Genomic DNA, 15,320 nt, shown 5'->3' with positions numbered 1-15,320 from the left:
GGGCCGGGCCCGCCGCAACTGAACGCATCTCGTTTTCGTGACCTGGTCCGGCCCGGTTTCGTGCTAGATTGCACTCCTGATGCAGGGAGGTGGGTGATGGACGGAAACCCAGGACCGGAACGCCGGAAATCGGCGGGCGAATTCGATCAGCGTATTCTCGAAATTTTTGACGGCTACGTGCACGGACAGTTGTCCAAGCGCGAATTCATCGCGCAGGCGGGCCGCTATGCCGCCGCGGGTGTCACTGGTGCGATGTTGCTGGAACAGCTACAGCCGAACTATGCGCTGGCACAGCAAGTCGCCCCCGACGATCCCGCCATCGAAACCATGGTTGTCGACTATGACAGCCCCGAAGGGCATGGCGCGATAAAGGGTCTGATGGCGCGCCCCATGGGGCAAGAAGGTCCGTTGCCGGCCATTCTGGTCGTGCACGAAAACCGCGGTTTGAATCCTTATATCGAGGATGTGGTGCGCCGTTGCGCCAAGGCCGGATACCTTGCCTTTGGTCCCGACGGGCTGACGCCGCTAGGTGGCTATCCCGGCAATGACGACGACGGCCGCGCCATGCAAAGGACGCTGGATGGCGGCAAGCTGATGGCGGATTTTTTTGCCGCCTTCGAATTCCTGCGCGACAACGAAGGATCGACAGGCAAGATCGGCGCGGTCGGATTCTGCTACGGGGGTGGCGTCTGTAACGCGCTGGCCGTGGCCTATCCCGATCTGGCGGCGTCAGTGCCGTTTTACGGGCGGCAGCCGGCGGTCGAAGATGTGCCTTCGATCGAAGCGCCGCTGATGATCCACTATGCCGGATTGGACGACCGGATCAACGCGGGCTGGCCTGCGTATTCCGAGGCGCTCAAGGCCAACCAGAAGGCTTTTTCGGTTCATTTCTACCCGAATGTGAACCATGGTTTTCACAATGACACCACGCCGCGATACGATGAAGCGGCGGCAGAACTGGCTTGGGCGCGGACGATGGATTTCTTCGGCCGGAAATTGGGCTAGTACCCCCTCCGGCGGTCCACTTCGTGCAGCAGCGGCTCGCCGGTAGTAAGGCGGCGATAGTTTTCGGCCACGTCCTTCAGCGCATCGCCCAGATGCCAGCCCGACACATGCGGCGTGAGGGTGACGCGCGGGTGCGACCAAAGCGGGTTATCGCTGGGCAAGGGTTCCTGACTGACCACATCCAGAACGGCATGACCCGGACGTCCCTGATCCAGCGCCTGCATCAGGGCCACTTCGTCGATCAGGTCGCCACGCCCCGCGTTCAACAACTGGCTGCCGGGTTTCATTGCCGCCAGAAGGCTGGCGTCGAACAAGCCATGGGTGTCGGGGGTCGAGGGCAGGATGGCGCAGACATGGTCACACTCTGCCAGCATGGCCGGCAACGTGGCCCGTCCGTGATGGCAATCGACCCCGTCGATGGATTTCGGCGAGCGGCTCCAACCTTTGACCTGAAATCCGATGTCGCGCAGCATGCGTGCGGTGCGCCCGCCGATATGGCCAAGGCCCAGAACGCCCACGACCGTCTCAGGGGTATAGACCGGCTCTACCGAATTCCAGACGGCCTTGCGCTGATCGGCTTCGTGCTGAGGCATATTGCGGTGGGTGCGCAGGATATAGGCCAGGAACCACTCGGCAATCTCGCGCGCCGGGGCGTCGGGTTTCAGCCGCGTCACGCGCACATGGTCAGGCAGGGCCGGGTGGCGCACGATGGTTTCCACCCCGGCCCCCAGTTTTTGCACCAGTTGCAGGTTGGGCAGGCGCGCAGGCCCTTCCGGGTTCAGTGATACCACCGCCGCCATCGCGATTTCGCCGGGGTCACCGATGGCATCGGGCGTCCGCACATCCGCCCCGGGCAGCGCTGTGCGCACCTGTTCGGCGATCTCTGCATTGCTCATCCAGCCCGATATCCCGGTTTCGATCAATAGCGCCATGGCTTGCTCCTCCCTCTTGTTCCGTTGCGTGAGGTATCGTCACGCAACTGGACTTTCCCGGCGCAGCTAAGCCATCCTCACAGCCAAGGTAAACCCTGGTGCGGCCGTTCGAGGAGAAAGTTTCATGAACATGACATTCGCCATGCGTGAGGAAAACCGTAAGCTGCTGGGGCGCGTCGCGGACATGGTGCGCAACGAGATCATGCCGTTGGAAGAGGAATACCAGGCCGAAATCGGCAAGGGCGACCGCTGGCAATATACTGAACGCCAGGCGGAAATCCTCGAAGGGTTGAAGGCCAGGGCCAAGGCGGCGGGGTTGTGGAATTTCTGGCTGACCGACAGCGACAAGGGGTTTGGGCTGACCACCGTCGAATACGCCTATTTTGCCGAAGAGATGGGCAAGACCCCGCTGGGGGCCGAGATTTTCAACTGCTCTGCCCCCGACACCGGCAACATGGAGGTGTTCGAACGCTACGGCTCGGACAAGATGAAGGAAGAATGGCTGAAGCCGCTGTTGGAAGGCGAGATTCGCTCGGCCTATCTGATGACCGAACCGGACGTGGCCAGTTCGGATGCTACCAATATTTCGATGTCCTGCGTTCGCGATGGTGACCATTATGTGCTGAACGGCGAAAAATGGTGGTCATCCGGCGCGGGTGATCCGCGCTGCAAGGTCTATATCGTGATGGTCAAAACCGGCGGCGATGACCTGCCCAAGCACAAACGCCAGTCGATGATCGTTGTCCCCGCTGAAACACCGGGTATCGAGGTATTGCGCGCGATGGAGGTTTACGGCCACGACGACGCGCCGCACGGGCACATGCATATCAGCTTCACCGATGTACGCGTGCCTGTCGAAAACATTATATTGGGCGAGGGGCGCGGGTTCGAGATCGCGCAGGGCCGCCTTGGGCCGGGTCGCATTCATCATTGCATGCGCGCCATCGGACAGGCCGAGATCGCGCTGGAACGCATGTGCAAACGCTCGCTGCAGCGCGAGGCGTTTGGCAAGAAGCTGGCGCAGCTTGGGGCGAACTACGACATCGTTGCCGAGTGCCGGATGGAGATCGAGATGGCGCGCCTGCTGTGCCTCAAGGCTGCGTGGTATATGGATCAGGGCGATGCGCGGGCGGCAGCACCGTGGATCAGTCAGATCAAGGTGGTGGCGCCGCGCGTGGCGCTCAAGGTCATTGACGAGGCGGTGCAGATGTTCGGCGGGCAGGGAATAAGCCAGGACACACCGCTGGCGATGGCCTGGACCCATGTGCGCACCTTGCGGCTGGCCGATGGCCCGGACGCGGTGCACCGCCGGCAGGTGGCTCGGGCGGAACTCAAGAAATACACGCAGGAAAAGATCTGAAAGGCAGGGGATGACGATGAAAAACCCGTCATATTTCCGGCAGGGGCCAGACGGTGAATTCATTGCAAACGACCCCACGCGCGGGCCGTGGTCAGCCGACCACTGCCATGCCGGCCCCGTGACCGGGCTGGTGGCCCGTACTGCCGAGCGAGAGGTGGGGCCGGATAAGATGCTAACGCGCCTGACGCTCGACGTACTGCGTCCGCTGCCCCTCACAGGTCTCAGGGTCGCGGTGGAAACGGTGCGGCACACTCGCACTCTGGCGACCACCCGCGCCGAGGTCAGGGATCTTGACGGCACTCTCTGTGTCAGCGCCACGACCATGCATCTGGTGCGCAAGGCTATTGGGCCAGTTCCCACTGCAAGCGTTCCGGCACCGGATTTCACAGATGCGATACCAGGCCATTTCCCGATCCGGATTGCGCGCCACGACCTGCCGTTCTTTGCACAATTCGTCGATGTCCGGTTCCCAAAGGGACAATCCCACGATCCCGGCCCCAAGACGATCTGGATGCGCGCACCGTCACTTCTTGAAGACGAAGTGCAGTCACCGGTTCAATCGCTTTGCCCGTTGGCCGATTGCGGCAACGGGATATCCTGGAATTGCCCACCAACGGAATTGGGTTTCATGAACACCGACCTCAGCGTGCACATCCACCGCGAGCCGGTCTCGGACTGGCTTGCCTCGGAAACGGTGTCGCACTGGCACGACAACGGTGTCGGCATGGCGCAGGCGGTGCTTTACGACACCCAAGGCCCGGTGGCGACGGCCTTGCAGACGCTGGTGCTGTTCCCGCCCGCATAAGGTTATTCGGGCGCTTCGAGAAGCGCGATCATCTCGGAATACCCGTGCGCCCGCGCCAGATCCAGCGGTGTGGCGCCGTTTCGATCGGGGATGGTACGATCCGCTCCCGCCTCAAGCAGCAGGCGCAGCACGTCCTGATGGTCTGGCCCGCCATCACCCAGAACAACGGCTTCGATCAACGCGGTCCAGTTGAGATTGTTGACATGATCCAGCGGCGCGCCGGCATCGATCAGGCGACGAACGACTTCGACATGGCCCAGATGCGCTGCGGCGATTAGGGCGGTGCCGTCATAGGGGCTGGTGGTCAGGCCCGGATCGTTGCCCAGCTCGATGGCCAGAGACATCAGGTCGGGATCATCCGCCACCGCCACGATCGTCACAACGTCATAGGCCTGTCCTTCCAGCGCATTCATGTCGGCTCCGGCCCGGGCCAGTTCGCGCAGGGCCTCGTCCTGTGATGCGTAAGCAGCTACGTGGGCAGGTGTTCGCCCCCGCCGGTCCCGGGCATTCAGATCGGCGCCTGCCGCAGCAAGGCGCGCGATTTCGGCGACATCCCCGTTATGGGCCGCCCGGTGCAACCCTTCATAACCCGCGATTTCGGCGGCAGACGGGGCGATCTGGGCCTGCGCGCCGGTCGCGCTCAGGGCAAGGATCAGAAAAACGACCAGTTTCGTCATGTCGTGCCTCACTTACATGTCCGTGACAGGGGGTGCGACCCGATTTTTGGGTGCACCCGAGGCCCAGTATTGCAGAATCCGCGCGATGCGCACAGGTGTCAGCTGGATCTGGCCTTGGTCTGGCTGCGGATATACCGGGCAGCAGCTTGGGCTGTTGGCGGGGCGTTCTCGGTCAAAAGTCCGATTTGCCAAGCCAAACGCAGCGCGTCGATATCCGTGTTTATCACGGCCAGCCGGGATGCATATTCGGACAGGCATTGCTCATGGAGGTCCTGAGCACCCGGAAGCGCAAGCAATTCGGCCAATCTGGCCCGTGTAGTCGCAAGCATCGGCAGAATGCGCGGTTCAGGCTCCGTGTTCCAGTTCCGCTCGACCCAATAATCCAGCCCGATCTGCTTGGTCATGTGGTTGGGCAAACCGCGCTGCCGCTTGACAAGAAACTCGTCGAGCGACCGAAGCGAGTAGTGGTTCAGTCCGACCTGTTCCACGCCTCTGTTCATCCCGTAAAAGCTGATGCGGGCGTTCTGCCGGGCAAACGTGTCTGGCAATGGCAAACCGTCCGGCCCCAGCCATTTGGGTGTGTTTGACGAGACCACAAACTTTGGTCGGTGCACACCCAGCTTGCTGAAACGCCCGGGTCGGATCAGGGATTTGAACAAATGCCCCAGCGGGAAATGCAGGTCTGGTGGGGCGGCGGACAAAAACCGGGACGGTGTTATACCATCATTCCGGCTGGCGACGCTGTCCGACCCAAAAAAACGCCACGGGATTGCCAGGGCGTCGAACGGGCCGGAGCGATCCTCGAACATCGCGACAAGTTGGCCAATGCTTGCGCAGTCCTCGGGCAGCCAAAGGAATTCGTCGCAGTCGAAAAACAAGACCCAGTCAGCGGCAAGAATGGCGGGGTTTTTTGCCGCCAGTTTCAGCGCCTGCCATTGCGCGGTGACCTTTTGCGTGTGTTGAAACGCGACATGTGTCACAACACCTGCCGCTGACAGCGCGTCCAGAAGCGCCGGGCTGCTGTCCGAACAGTCATGGGTGAAAACCACAAAATGGTCGAAACCGCAGGCCAGATGATGGGCGATCCATTCAAGGATATATGATCCGTCATCCCGCAGGCAGGTACAGGCAACGATACGAGGCGTGGACGGGTCCGGTGTCATTGATGCTTTGGTAGCAATGGGTGTTTAACGATTCAAGTGACCAAAGCGCGACCTATACGAGGTATAGTGGTGAAAACTCCATGAAATACCTTTTCTTGACGGATTTCACCTGTTAACCTTTCGCGCAATAACAAGTGCAAAAATGAATAACGGGTATACGGGCGGATGAGCAGGCGAGAGCAGGGGACATTTGTCATTTCCTGGTCGCAAACGGAATTGGACGGGCTGGAAACGCCACCGATTTCAGCGATCAGGCGTGGTGCGGCGTGGTCGTGGCGTGGGCAGGCCAGCCGAGTTGATGGCCTGGAAACCAATCCCGCGTCAGGATGGTTGGGGCAGAACCCAAGCGCCGCCGGAATCCACAATGTGTCATCGCTTCGTCCTTCGCTAAGCGCAGATGTGCTTCAGGCAGTTCAGGGCGAGGGTCCGTTCTGCGCCCGGTTCACGGTGACCAATGGTGCGCAAACCTATTCGGCAAAGGTGATCCGCTTCGACATGTACGAACATTTATTCGTGGTGTTCGAGGGCGTGCTGCCGCCACGCGAAACCGAGCTTTGGGTTGAACAGGAAACCGTTTCGGCCTTGCTGGACCAGCCGATTGTCGTCGACGACATCCAGGCCGCAAACGCCGACGCCGGATTTACCTGCGGTGACGAGCAGGCGCCCGACAGCGGCGAAGTCGTCTGGATGCCGAATCGATTGGCGGCCCAGGCGTAAGCCGACCCAGTTCCGTACATTGCCGAAATTCGTCGTTGTTGTGTTGACTCCGCCCCAAAGGCGGATATAAGCGCGGCTTCGTTGGTGTTGGTGGCCCCCGCAAGGGGATGCCTGTCATGGGGAAACCCAAGAGGACAACGCCCTTCATACTGGCCCAAAAGGCCGTGACCAAAACTGAAGGAGATCAGCCGTGACCAAACGCACGTCTGCCAAGTACAAAATCGACCGCCGGATGGGCGAAAACATCTGGGGTCGTCCGAAATCCCCGGTCAACCGCCGTGAATACGGCCCCGGCCAGCACGGCCAGCGCCGCAAGGGCAAGCTGTCGGATTTCGGTCTGCAGCTGCGCGCCAAGCAGAAGCTGAAAGGCTATTACGGCGACCTGACCGAAAAGCAGTTCCGCCGCATTTATGCCGAAGCTGAGCGTGTCAAAGGCGACACCGGTGAAAACCTGATCGGCCTGCTGGAGCGCCGCCTGGACGCCGTCGTTTACCGCGCCAAGTTCGTGCCGACCGTGTTTGCTGCGCGTCAGTTCGTGAACCACGGCCACGTCAAGGTGAACGGCCAGCGCGTCAACATCCCGTCCTACCGCGTCAAGGAAGGCGACGTGATCGAGGTCCGCGACAAATCCAAGCAACTCGCTGTTGTTCTGGAAGCCGCCTCGCTGGCCGAGCGCGACGTGCCGGATTACATCGACGCCGACCATTCGAAAATGACCGCCACATTCGTGCGCACCCCGAGCCTGGGCGATGTGCCGTACGCAGTCATCATGGAACCGAACCTGGTCGTCGAATTCTACGCGAAGAACTGATCTTCGCCGGACATTCCAAGTCAGATAGGCCGCGCGAGATGCGCGGCCTTTTTCTGTTTAAGAAAACAGAAGATGCACTGCAGGTCACAAGGGCAAGGGCCGTCCTTCGGCGATCGCTTCCATCGCAAAATATGACGTGACACTATCCAGCTCGACCTTCTCGATCAGTCGTTGATAGACCTTGTCATAGGATGTCATATCCTGCGTCACCACCTTGAGCTGATAGTCATAGTCGCCACCGATACGATGAAAATCCACGACCTCGGGTATGGTCAGGACATGGCTGCGAAACGCTTGCAGCCACTCGGCCGAATGGTGCCGTGTGCGCAGCATGACAAAGACGACAAGGTTCAGCCCCAGCCTCTCCCGCGCCAGCCGGGCCGTTGACCCTTTCAGGACGCCGCTTTCGTTCAGCATCTTCAACCGTCGCCAGCAGGCGTTTTGTGACAACCCCACGCGATCCGCCAGATCCCTTTGCGAGAGCGATGCATCCTTTTGCAGCTCGATAAGAAGGCGGCGGTCAATATGATCTATTTTGTCCGACATAATCGTTCATATGACACAAAAAATTACTTAAATGAAGAGAAATAGGTGAAGTTTCCATACAACTATTGGATCACATTGGAAGGGCCTAAAGGAGCTTCAACAATGACCCTTTCAATGTTTCGTGCAACCATCGAAGCCGCCGTTCGGGATGAAACCCTGCGGGAGGGGCTGATCGGCGAGAACATCCTGATCCCGGGCCTTCAAGGCGATGTCCCGCTGGTTTATGCGGATTACGTCGCTTCGGGGCGGGCCCTGCGTCAGGTCGAAGACTTTGTGGCCGGTCACGTTCTGCCATTCTATGCCAACAGCCATACCGAAGCCTCCTTTTGCGGGTCCTACATCACTCGGTTGCGCCGCGACGCGCGCGCCGAGATTGCCCGCGTTGTTGGCGCAAGGGGAGAGGACGCGGTGATCTTTACCGGGTCGGGCGCCACCGCGGGGCTCAATCGGCTGGTCAGCTTATTCGGACTAGGGGAGGCTGACCAGCCGGTTGTCATCATCGGGCCGTATGAGCATCATTCGAACATACTTCCGTGGCGCGAAAGCAAGGCCAAGGTCGTCGAAATCCCGGAAGCACCCGAAGGTGGGCCGGATCTGGCGGCGCTGGAAGTGGCGCTGGCAGAGCACGCATATTCCGACCTGATCGTTGGGTCATTTTCGGCGGCATCGAACGTGACAGGGATCATCACCGACCCGGATCCGGTGACGCGCCTGCTGAAACGGCACGGCGCGCTGGCCATCTGGGATTACGCCGGCGGCGGCCCCTATCTGCCGATGGATATGGGTCCGAAGGATGCCCGCAAGGACGCCATCGTCGTCTCGCCGCACAAGTTCCCTGGCGGGCCGGGTGCGTCCGGTGTTCTTGTCGTCAACAAAGGAGCAGTGAAACGCGCCTGCCCAAGCTGGCCTGGCGGCGGCACGGTGTCTTTCGTCTCGCCGTGGCGCCATGACTACAGCACCGATCTGGCCGCGAGGGAAGAGGCCGGAACACCCAACGTGATCGGCGATATTCGCGCAGCTCTTGCTTTCATCGTCAAGGATGCCGTGGGTACTGCGGAGATTGCCCGGCGCGAGGCGCAGTTCAACCGCATGGCGCTGGAGGGATGGCGGGACAATCCGCACCTGACTCTGCTGGGCGTAGACAAATCGCACCGGCTGCCGATCTTTTCCTTTCTCGTGCGGGATCGGGACGGCAATCCGGTACATCAGCAGCTGTTCACACGCATGCTCAGCGACATCTATGGCATTCAGGCGCGTGGCGGTTGCGCCTGCGCCGGGCCATACGCGCATCGCCTTCTGGGGATCGGCAAGGAGGCCTCCGAGGCCCTGCATGCCGCGCTTGCCGCAGGTGAAGAGTTGAAGAAACCCGGTTGGGTCCGCCTGAATTTCTCCTACCTGATGCGCGAAGAGACGGTTCAGTTCATCATCAACAGTGTCAACGAGCTGTCGCGCCGGACCGAGGATTACGCTCCGTACTACAACGCCGATCCGGCGACGGCGCGCTTCAAGGCCGCATGAGGGTTTTGCGGCTTTTCTCAGGGTCGTGACATCGCTATGAGGGGCGCAGTCAAGGAGCGCCCTGCATGAACAAGATCACACCACAACCCGGCATCATGGACATCGCCCTTTACCAGGGCGGCAAATCCCATGTCGACGGCGTGACCGACGTCATCAAGCTCAGCTCGAACGAAAACCCGTTTGGTCCCAGCCCTTTGGCGATCGAAGCGGTGCGAGCTAGCGCGGCGTCTCTGCATCGCTATCCCAGCACCGATCACGCCGGTCTGCGTGCGGCCGTTGGCGAAGTGCACGGGCTGGACCCGGACCGGATCATCTGCGGTGTCGGTTCCGACGAGGTGCTGCAGTTCGTGGTACAGGCCTATGCCGGAGTGGGTGACGAGGTCATTCACACCGAACACGGGTTTTCCATGTACCCCATTCTGGCGCGGATGGCCGGGGCGGTTCCTGTGCAGGTTCCCGAGCGCGAGCGCAGGGTGGATGTCGATGCGATTCTTGCGGCCTGTTCCGAAAAAACGCGGGTGGTGTTCCTGACCAATCCCGGTAACCCCACCTCGACCATGATCCCCGAGGCCGAGGTCGCGCGGCTGGCCGATGGCCTGCCGGATCATGTGATCCTTGTGCTGGATGGTGCCTATACCGAGTTCGTGGAGGGGTTCGATGGCGGTATCTCGGTGGTCGATGCGCGTAGCAACGTCATCATGACACGAACGTTTTCAAAGATTTACGGGCTTGGTGGCATGCGGGTCGGCTGGGGGTATGCCCCGCGCGAAGTTATCGACGTGCTCAACCGTGTCCGCCAGCCTTTCAACCTGTCTTCGACGGCTCTTGAGGCGGCGGAGGCTGCGGTGCGGGATCGGGCCTATGTCGCGTTCTGTCAGGCAGAGAACGCCAGATGGCGTGCCTGGCTGGCTGATGAATTGGCCGGTGTCGGGGTGCCGTCCGACCCGTCCTGCACGAATTTCATCCTTGCCCGCTTTGGCAGCCGGACCGAGGCCGAGGCCTGCGACGTCTACCTGCAAAATCAAGGCCTTATCGTGCGCCGGGTGGCGGGCTATCACCTGCCCGAGGCGCTGCGGATCACCGTAGGGGATGAGGCGGCCTGCCGTCGCGTTGCCGCGGCTGTCGCTGCGTTCAAAGGGGGTGCGGCATGAGCCCGGTTTATGACCGCGTGGCGCTGATCGGCCTTGGGCTTATCGCGTCGTCGATGTTCTGGGCGATGAAGCGTGCGGGGCTTGCGGGTGAGGTGACGGGCTATGCCCGCTCTGCGGAAACCCGTGACACCGCACGGCGGATCGGCTTGTGTGACCGGGTTTGCGACAGTGCGCGCGAGGCGGTCGAGGGGGCTGATCTGGTTGTACTTTGCGTGCCGGTGGGTGCGATGGGACCGGTTGCCGAAGAGATCGCGCCGGTGCTCAAGCCGGGCGCGACGGTGACGGATGTCGGCTCGGTCAAGCGCCATGTTGTACAATCTGTACAGCCTTTCATCCCCCCTGGTGTGCATTTTGTACCAGCCCACCCGCTGGCCGGGACCGAGCATTCGGGACCGGAATCGGGCTTTGCCGAGCTGTTCGACAACCGCTGGTGCCTGCTGGTTCCGGTCGAGGGAACGGAGCCGGAGGCGGTCGCAAAGCTGCGCGCGCTGTGGGAGGGCATGGGGTCGAACGTGGACGAGATGGATGCCGATCACCACGACCTGGTGCTGGCGGTAACCAGCCACGCGCCGCACCTGATCGCCTATACGATGGTTGGCGTTGCGGATGACCTGCGCCGGGTGACCGATAGCGAGGTGATCAAATATTCGGCGGCCGGATTTCGCGATTTTACCCGGATCGCGGCATCCGATCCGACCATGTGGCGCGACGTGTTTCTGACCAACAAGGACGCGACGCTGGAAATCCTCGGACGGTTCACCGAGGAACTCTTTGCGCTTCAGCGGGCGATCAGAACAGGTGACGGCGAGCATCTTTTCGATTATTTCACCCACACAAGAGCAATACGACGAGGAATCATCGACGCGGGGCAGGATACGGATGCCCCCGATTTCGGGCGAGGAAAGGCCAAGTCATGAGGCGATTGGGCGGAGTTCTGGTTTTTGGAGCAATTGTGCTTGCCGCAACAGTATCGATTGCCAATCCGCCCGAAAGTTCACTGACCCCCAAATCCCGAACCGCATCCGAGGTCGCGTTGGTCGAGGCCGCAAGCGCCGCGGCGCAGGATACCATCGCGACCGTGGTGGATTTGGCCGATTTGCGCCCGGTGTTGCGCCCGGTTTCCCCGCAAGTCATGGCGGCGGCCGCGCGGCCTGCTGATCTGCCGAAACTTGGGCCGGATGTATCGCCGTTTCCCTACAAACGGCCCGAGGCCGTCGAGCAGCAGGCATTTTTCAAGAAGCGCCGCCTGCGCAAGGGGTCGGTCTGCGGGAACATCGATATTCAGGGTGAAAAAATCGGCAACGTACCCAACAAGGTCAATGGCTGCGGGATCAAGGATGCCGTCAAGGTCAAATCGGTTTCCGGCGTGGTGCTGAGCCAGCCCGCGATCATGGATTGCGGCACCGCCGAGGCGTTGAACACCTGGGTGGAACGTTCCGTCAAGCCAACCTTTCGCCGCCGCGGGCCGGTGGTCGAACTGAAGGTTGCGGCGCATTACGCGTGCCGGACCCGGAACAATCGCAAGGGCGCAAAGATATCGGAACACGGCAGGGGACGGGCCATCGACATTTCGGCCTTCAAGATGATGGATGGCGAAGTGCTGACCGTGCTGGAAGGGTGGAAGCGGGGGCAGTCGCTGACGCTGTTGCGCAGAATTCGGAAAGATGCCTGCGGGCCGTTCGGAACGGTGCTGGGACCGGGGTCCGACGGCTATCACCGCGACCATTTCCATCTGGACACAGCGCGCCATCGCAGCGGGCCATACTGTCGCTGAAGCGCTCAGCGCAGGAAAATGCGCGGCGCCGGGCCAAGTGGCACCGGGCCCAGAGTGACAAAGCCGTCGCGGAAGCCCAATTCCACGTCCAGCGCATTCGGATTGCCGCTGAGCCCCGCCAGCAGACCAAGCACGCGGTTTACCGGATCAACCGCCTGATCGGGCAGCGCGCCCGAGGCGTTGGCCATCGCCACCATGTCCTGCCAGTTCTCGGCCTTGATCGCGATCTGGCCGGTTGGAATGCCCCGGGCGTCGATATCCAGCTCTCCAGTCGCGAAAAGGCGCAGCGCGCCCCATTTCAGCTCGGCCAGCGCGAGATCGATAAAGACCGGCTGCGGGCGGCGTTCTTCCAATGCGGTGCGGTCCCAGGGTTTGTCGAACCGGGTGAGCATGTCGAGTTCAAGCGTTTCGAAGGACTGCGGCAGCGAGCGGGACGAGCGTAGTAGCGAACGCAACCCTTGCCCCGGTGAAAAGCCGTCGGCGGACGCGGCAAGGGCATAGGTTTCAGGCTGGTCGGTCTGTTCCATCACAAGGGTCAGATCGGCGGCGCCTGCCAGCGCCGTACCCTCTTGCGAGATCGACCAGGGGCCAGAGGTCAGTGCAAGCCGTTCCAGAACCAGTGCGACGCCGGGTTGGAGGTGCAGCCCGGCCTGCAACTGTTGCGCCGCGACGATCGCGGTCTGGTCGAGATAGGAAAACCGCTGTGGCGTGTTGGCGAAGTGCAGGGTTTGGCGGCCGGGCCAGACAGCAGGGCTGGCGATGTCGATCCAGTCGGCGCGCCACGCGGTGCCGGTGGCCGGATCAGCCAGGGCGGGGTTATTCAGGCGCGTGACGTGGCGCGCGGGATAGCCGGTTGTGGTGATATCGGAAAACTCCGCCTGCCATCCCAGTTGCTGGCGCTGGTCGAACCAGCCCGAGATGGCCGAGCGCAGGCCGTAGCCGGCAATGAACCAGTAGCCTGACCAAAGCAGTGCCGCGAGAATGAAGAAGCGAACCAGCCGGTTCATGAAATGGCCCTTTTTCCTGCCCTGATTTTGATGTTTATAGGCGCAAACAGGCGAGGACCAGTGCGATGACGATGTGGGTGTTCGGATACGGATCACTGTTGTGGAACCCCGGATTCCCAGTGGCGCGCAGCGAGCTTGCGACGCTGCATGGCTATGCCCGGTCGTTCTGCATGTCTTCGATCCACCATCGCGGCACCGAGGAAAACCCCGGTCTGGTGCTGGCGCTGGACGAGGTCGGTGAGGCCCATTGCAAGGGGCTGGCGCTGGCGGTCGAGCCCGGTCACGAGGAGCGCACCCTGGACGAGTTGCGCGAGCGCGAGCTGATCTCGTCTGCCTATCTGGAACGGATGCTGGACGTGCATCTGGAATGCGGCGAGGTGGTGAACGCGGTGACCTATGTGATCGACCCGCATCACGTGCAATATTGTGGCGGCATGCCGCTGGAAGAACAGGCGCAGATCATCGCGCGCGCCGTCGGCGGGCGGGGGCCGAACACCGAGTATCTGTTCAATACCACCGAGCATCTGATCGAGATCGGATTGCGCGATCCGGATCTGGAGTGGCTTTCAGAGCGCGTTCGCAATCTGATGGCATAATTCCTTGGCTTCACCGGCGGATATTCGCTAGGTTCGGCCAAGAGCAGAAGAAACCGGGAACAAGGCGCATGGCGCAGGCACACCGCGAAGCGAGACCTCAATTCTCGCAACCGTTCCGACAGATCCTCATGATGCTGATCGTGATCGGGCTTTCAGGGTTTGGGGTATTTGTGGCCTTGCCAAGGGTCATGCCGGTTTTCGAGGCCAATCCCTATCTCAACGGCTTTATCCTGTTGGTCTTTGTCATCGGCGTGCTGGCCTGTTTCTATCAGGTGGTCCAGCTGATGGGATCGGTGCGCTGGATCGAAGGTTTCGTGGGCGGCGTCGAGACCGATGGCAGCACGCCGCCGCAAATGCTGGCTCCGCTGGCGTCGCTGCTGCGTTCGCGCGGGGCGCGGTCCCAGATCAGTTCGACCTCGACCCGGTCGATCCTTGATTCGGTGGCCGAGAGGATCGAGGAAGAGCGCGAGATCACGCGCTATATCACCAACCTGCTGATCTATCTGGGCCTGTTGGGGACGTTCTTTGGTCTGGCCACGACGGTTCCGGCGGTGGTGGATACGATCCGCAGCCTCAATCCGCAGGAGGGAGAGGAGGGCCTGACCGTTTTCAACCGCCTGATGACCGGGCTTGAGGCGCAACTGGGCGGCATGGGCGTGGCCTTTGGATCGTCGCTGCTGGGTCTGGCCGGGTCGTTGATCGTGGGACTTCTGGAGCTATTTGCAGGGCATGGGCAGAACCGGTTCTATCGCGAGCTGGAGGAATGGCTGTCCTCGATCACCCGTGTTGGGTTTGCCTCGGGCGACGAGGGTGGCGCGGAGCTGGCATTGCTGGCGCCGATTCTGGATGCGATGTCGCAGCAGATGGACACGTTGCAGGACATGTTCCAGGCCAACGAAGAGGGCCATTCGGTGGTGTCCGACAAGCTGGGGCGTCTGGTCGACGTGATCGGAGAGATGAACCAGCGGCAGGCCGAGACCGAGGGCGTGACCTCGGCGCTGGATCGGGTGGCGCTGGGGCAGGAGGCGCTGCTGGATCACCTGCGCGAAAAGGCCGATGGCGAAGGGCTGGATGCCGAGAGCCGGATGCGGCTGCGGTCGATGGATGTGCAGCTGCTGCGCATTCTCGAAGAGATTTCGGCCGGACGGCAGGAGAGCCTGTTGGAACTGCGCAAGGATATCGAACTGGTGGTCAAGGCGCTGTCGATTTCGCGGGGATCGCTCAGGGCGCATACCGCCACGCCGGACGGAGACTAAGC

16 protein-coding genes are annotated in these 15,320 nt (G+C 61.5%); 11 read left to right on the top strand and 5 right to left on the bottom strand.

The window, feature by feature from the left end; genetic code table 11:
* Nucleotides 1-96 precede the first annotated feature (96 nt).
* Nucleotides 97-1,005 (top strand): YghX family hydrolase, encoded by a 909-nt coding sequence (gene yghX, locus AC2FMY_RS19115; protein ID WP_496743688.1) that lies wholly within the window; start codon nt 97-99, stop codon nt 1,003-1,005.
* Here the strand turns inward: yghX and AC2FMY_RS19110 are convergent.
* Nucleotides 1,002-1,937: a 2-hydroxyacid dehydrogenase gene (locus AC2FMY_RS19110; protein WP_496807904.1), complete on the bottom strand. Its 936-nt coding sequence runs from the start codon at nt 1,935-1,937 to the stop codon at nt 1,002-1,004. The genes yghX and AC2FMY_RS19110 overlap by 4 nt on opposite strands.
* Before the next feature lie 124 nt (nt 1,938-2,061).
* Between AC2FMY_RS19110 and AC2FMY_RS19105 the strand changes: the two genes are divergently transcribed.
* On the top strand, nt 2,062-3,297 hold the full coding sequence (locus tag AC2FMY_RS19105) for an acyl-CoA dehydrogenase family protein (protein WP_496807903.1): 1,236 nt from the start codon (nt 2,062-2,064) through the stop codon (nt 3,295-3,297).
* Between the two features lie 16 nt (nt 3,298-3,313).
* Complete coding sequence (locus tag AC2FMY_RS19100) at nt 3,314-4,102, top strand: thioesterase family protein (RefSeq protein WP_496807902.1); 789 nt, start codon at nt 3,314-3,316, stop codon at nt 4,100-4,102.
* A 2-nt stretch (nt 4,103-4,104) separates the two neighbouring features.
* On the opposite strand, the gene AC2FMY_RS19095 is transcribed toward AC2FMY_RS19100, so the two are convergent.
* Both AC2FMY_RS19095 and AC2FMY_RS19090 read right to left on the bottom strand, forming a co-directional pair.
* Nucleotides 4,105-4,779, bottom strand: coding sequence for an ankyrin repeat domain-containing protein (locus AC2FMY_RS19095; protein WP_496743695.1), 675 nt, complete (start codon nt 4,777-4,779; stop codon nt 4,105-4,107).
* A gap of 98 nt (nt 4,780-4,877) precedes the next feature.
* The gene (locus AC2FMY_RS19090) at nt 4,878-5,942 is read right to left on the bottom strand and encodes a glycosyltransferase family 2 protein (RefSeq protein ID WP_496807901.1); all 1,065 of its coding nucleotides are present in this window, start codon (nt 5,940-5,942) and stop codon (nt 4,878-4,880) included.
* A gap of 165 nt (nt 5,943-6,107) precedes the next feature.
* On the opposite strand from AC2FMY_RS19090, the gene AC2FMY_RS19085 reads away from it, so the two are divergent.
* Both AC2FMY_RS19085 and rpsD read left to right on the top strand, forming a co-directional pair.
* The gene (locus AC2FMY_RS19085; RefSeq protein WP_496743699.1) at nt 6,108-6,659 is read left to right on the top strand and encodes a hypothetical protein; all 552 of its coding nucleotides are present in this window, start codon (nt 6,108-6,110) and stop codon (nt 6,657-6,659) included.
* A gap of 190 nt (nt 6,660-6,849) precedes the next feature.
* Nucleotides 6,850-7,470, top strand: coding sequence for a 30S ribosomal protein S4 (rpsD, locus tag AC2FMY_RS19080; RefSeq protein ID WP_480749561.1), 621 nt, complete (start codon nt 6,850-6,852; stop codon nt 7,468-7,470).
* Between the two features lie 84 nt (nt 7,471-7,554).
* On the opposite strand, the gene AC2FMY_RS19075 is transcribed toward rpsD, so the two are convergent.
* Nucleotides 7,555-8,016 (bottom strand): Lrp/AsnC family transcriptional regulator, encoded by a 462-nt coding sequence (locus AC2FMY_RS19075; RefSeq protein ID WP_496743702.1) that lies wholly within the window; start codon nt 8,014-8,016, stop codon nt 7,555-7,557.
* A gap of 102 nt (nt 8,017-8,118) precedes the next feature.
* On the opposite strand from AC2FMY_RS19075, the gene AC2FMY_RS19070 reads away from it, so the two are divergent.
* From AC2FMY_RS19070 to AC2FMY_RS19055, 4 genes are all read left to right on the top strand, one after another.
* A complete protein-coding gene (locus AC2FMY_RS19070) occupies nt 8,119-9,534 on the top strand; it encodes an aminotransferase class V-fold PLP-dependent enzyme (RefSeq protein ID WP_496743703.1) in 1,416 nt (471 codons plus the stop codon).
* Nucleotides 9,535-9,599: 65 nt separating this feature from the next.
* Nucleotides 9,600-10,685, top strand: coding sequence for a histidinol-phosphate transaminase (gene hisC, locus AC2FMY_RS19065; RefSeq protein WP_496743705.1), 1,086 nt, complete (start codon nt 9,600-9,602; stop codon nt 10,683-10,685).
* Nucleotides 10,682-11,602: a prephenate/arogenate dehydrogenase family protein gene (locus AC2FMY_RS19060; protein WP_480749557.1), complete on the top strand. Its 921-nt coding sequence runs from the start codon at nt 10,682-10,684 to the stop codon at nt 11,600-11,602. The genes hisC and AC2FMY_RS19060 overlap by 4 nt, the downstream gene beginning before the upstream one ends.
* Nucleotides 11,599-12,459 carry an extensin-like domain-containing protein gene (locus tag AC2FMY_RS19055; protein WP_480749556.1) on the top strand — a complete coding sequence of 287 codons (861 nt, stop codon included), beginning with the start codon at nt 11,599-11,601 and terminating at the stop codon, nt 12,457-12,459. Before AC2FMY_RS19060 ends, AC2FMY_RS19055 begins: the two co-directional genes overlap by 4 nt.
* Nucleotides 12,460-12,464: 5 nt before the next feature.
* Here the strand turns inward: AC2FMY_RS19055 and AC2FMY_RS19050 are convergent, their stop codons facing one another.
* Nucleotides 12,465-13,466 (bottom strand): DUF2125 domain-containing protein, encoded by a 1,002-nt coding sequence (locus tag AC2FMY_RS19050; protein ID WP_496807900.1) that lies wholly within the window; start codon nt 13,464-13,466, stop codon nt 12,465-12,467.
* A 65-nt stretch (nt 13,467-13,531) separates the two neighbouring features.
* Here AC2FMY_RS19050 and AC2FMY_RS19045 point away from each other — a divergent pair, with 65 nt between their 5' ends.
* On the top strand, nt 13,532-14,062 hold the full coding sequence (locus tag AC2FMY_RS19045) for a gamma-glutamylcyclotransferase (RefSeq protein ID WP_496743710.1): 531 nt from the start codon (nt 13,532-13,534) through the stop codon (nt 14,060-14,062).
* A gap of 68 nt (nt 14,063-14,130) precedes the next feature.
* Nucleotides 14,131-15,318 (top strand): biopolymer transporter ExbB, encoded by a 1,188-nt coding sequence (locus AC2FMY_RS19040; RefSeq protein ID WP_480749553.1) that lies wholly within the window; start codon nt 14,131-14,133, stop codon nt 15,316-15,318.
* Nucleotides 15,319-15,320 lie beyond the last annotated feature (2 nt).

The sequence above is a fragment of the Ruegeria sp. YKSE079 genome (genome assembly GCF_059612845.1).
Note: the sequence above shows the minus strand (reverse complement) of the source record. Positions and strands in the feature narration are given on the sequence as shown.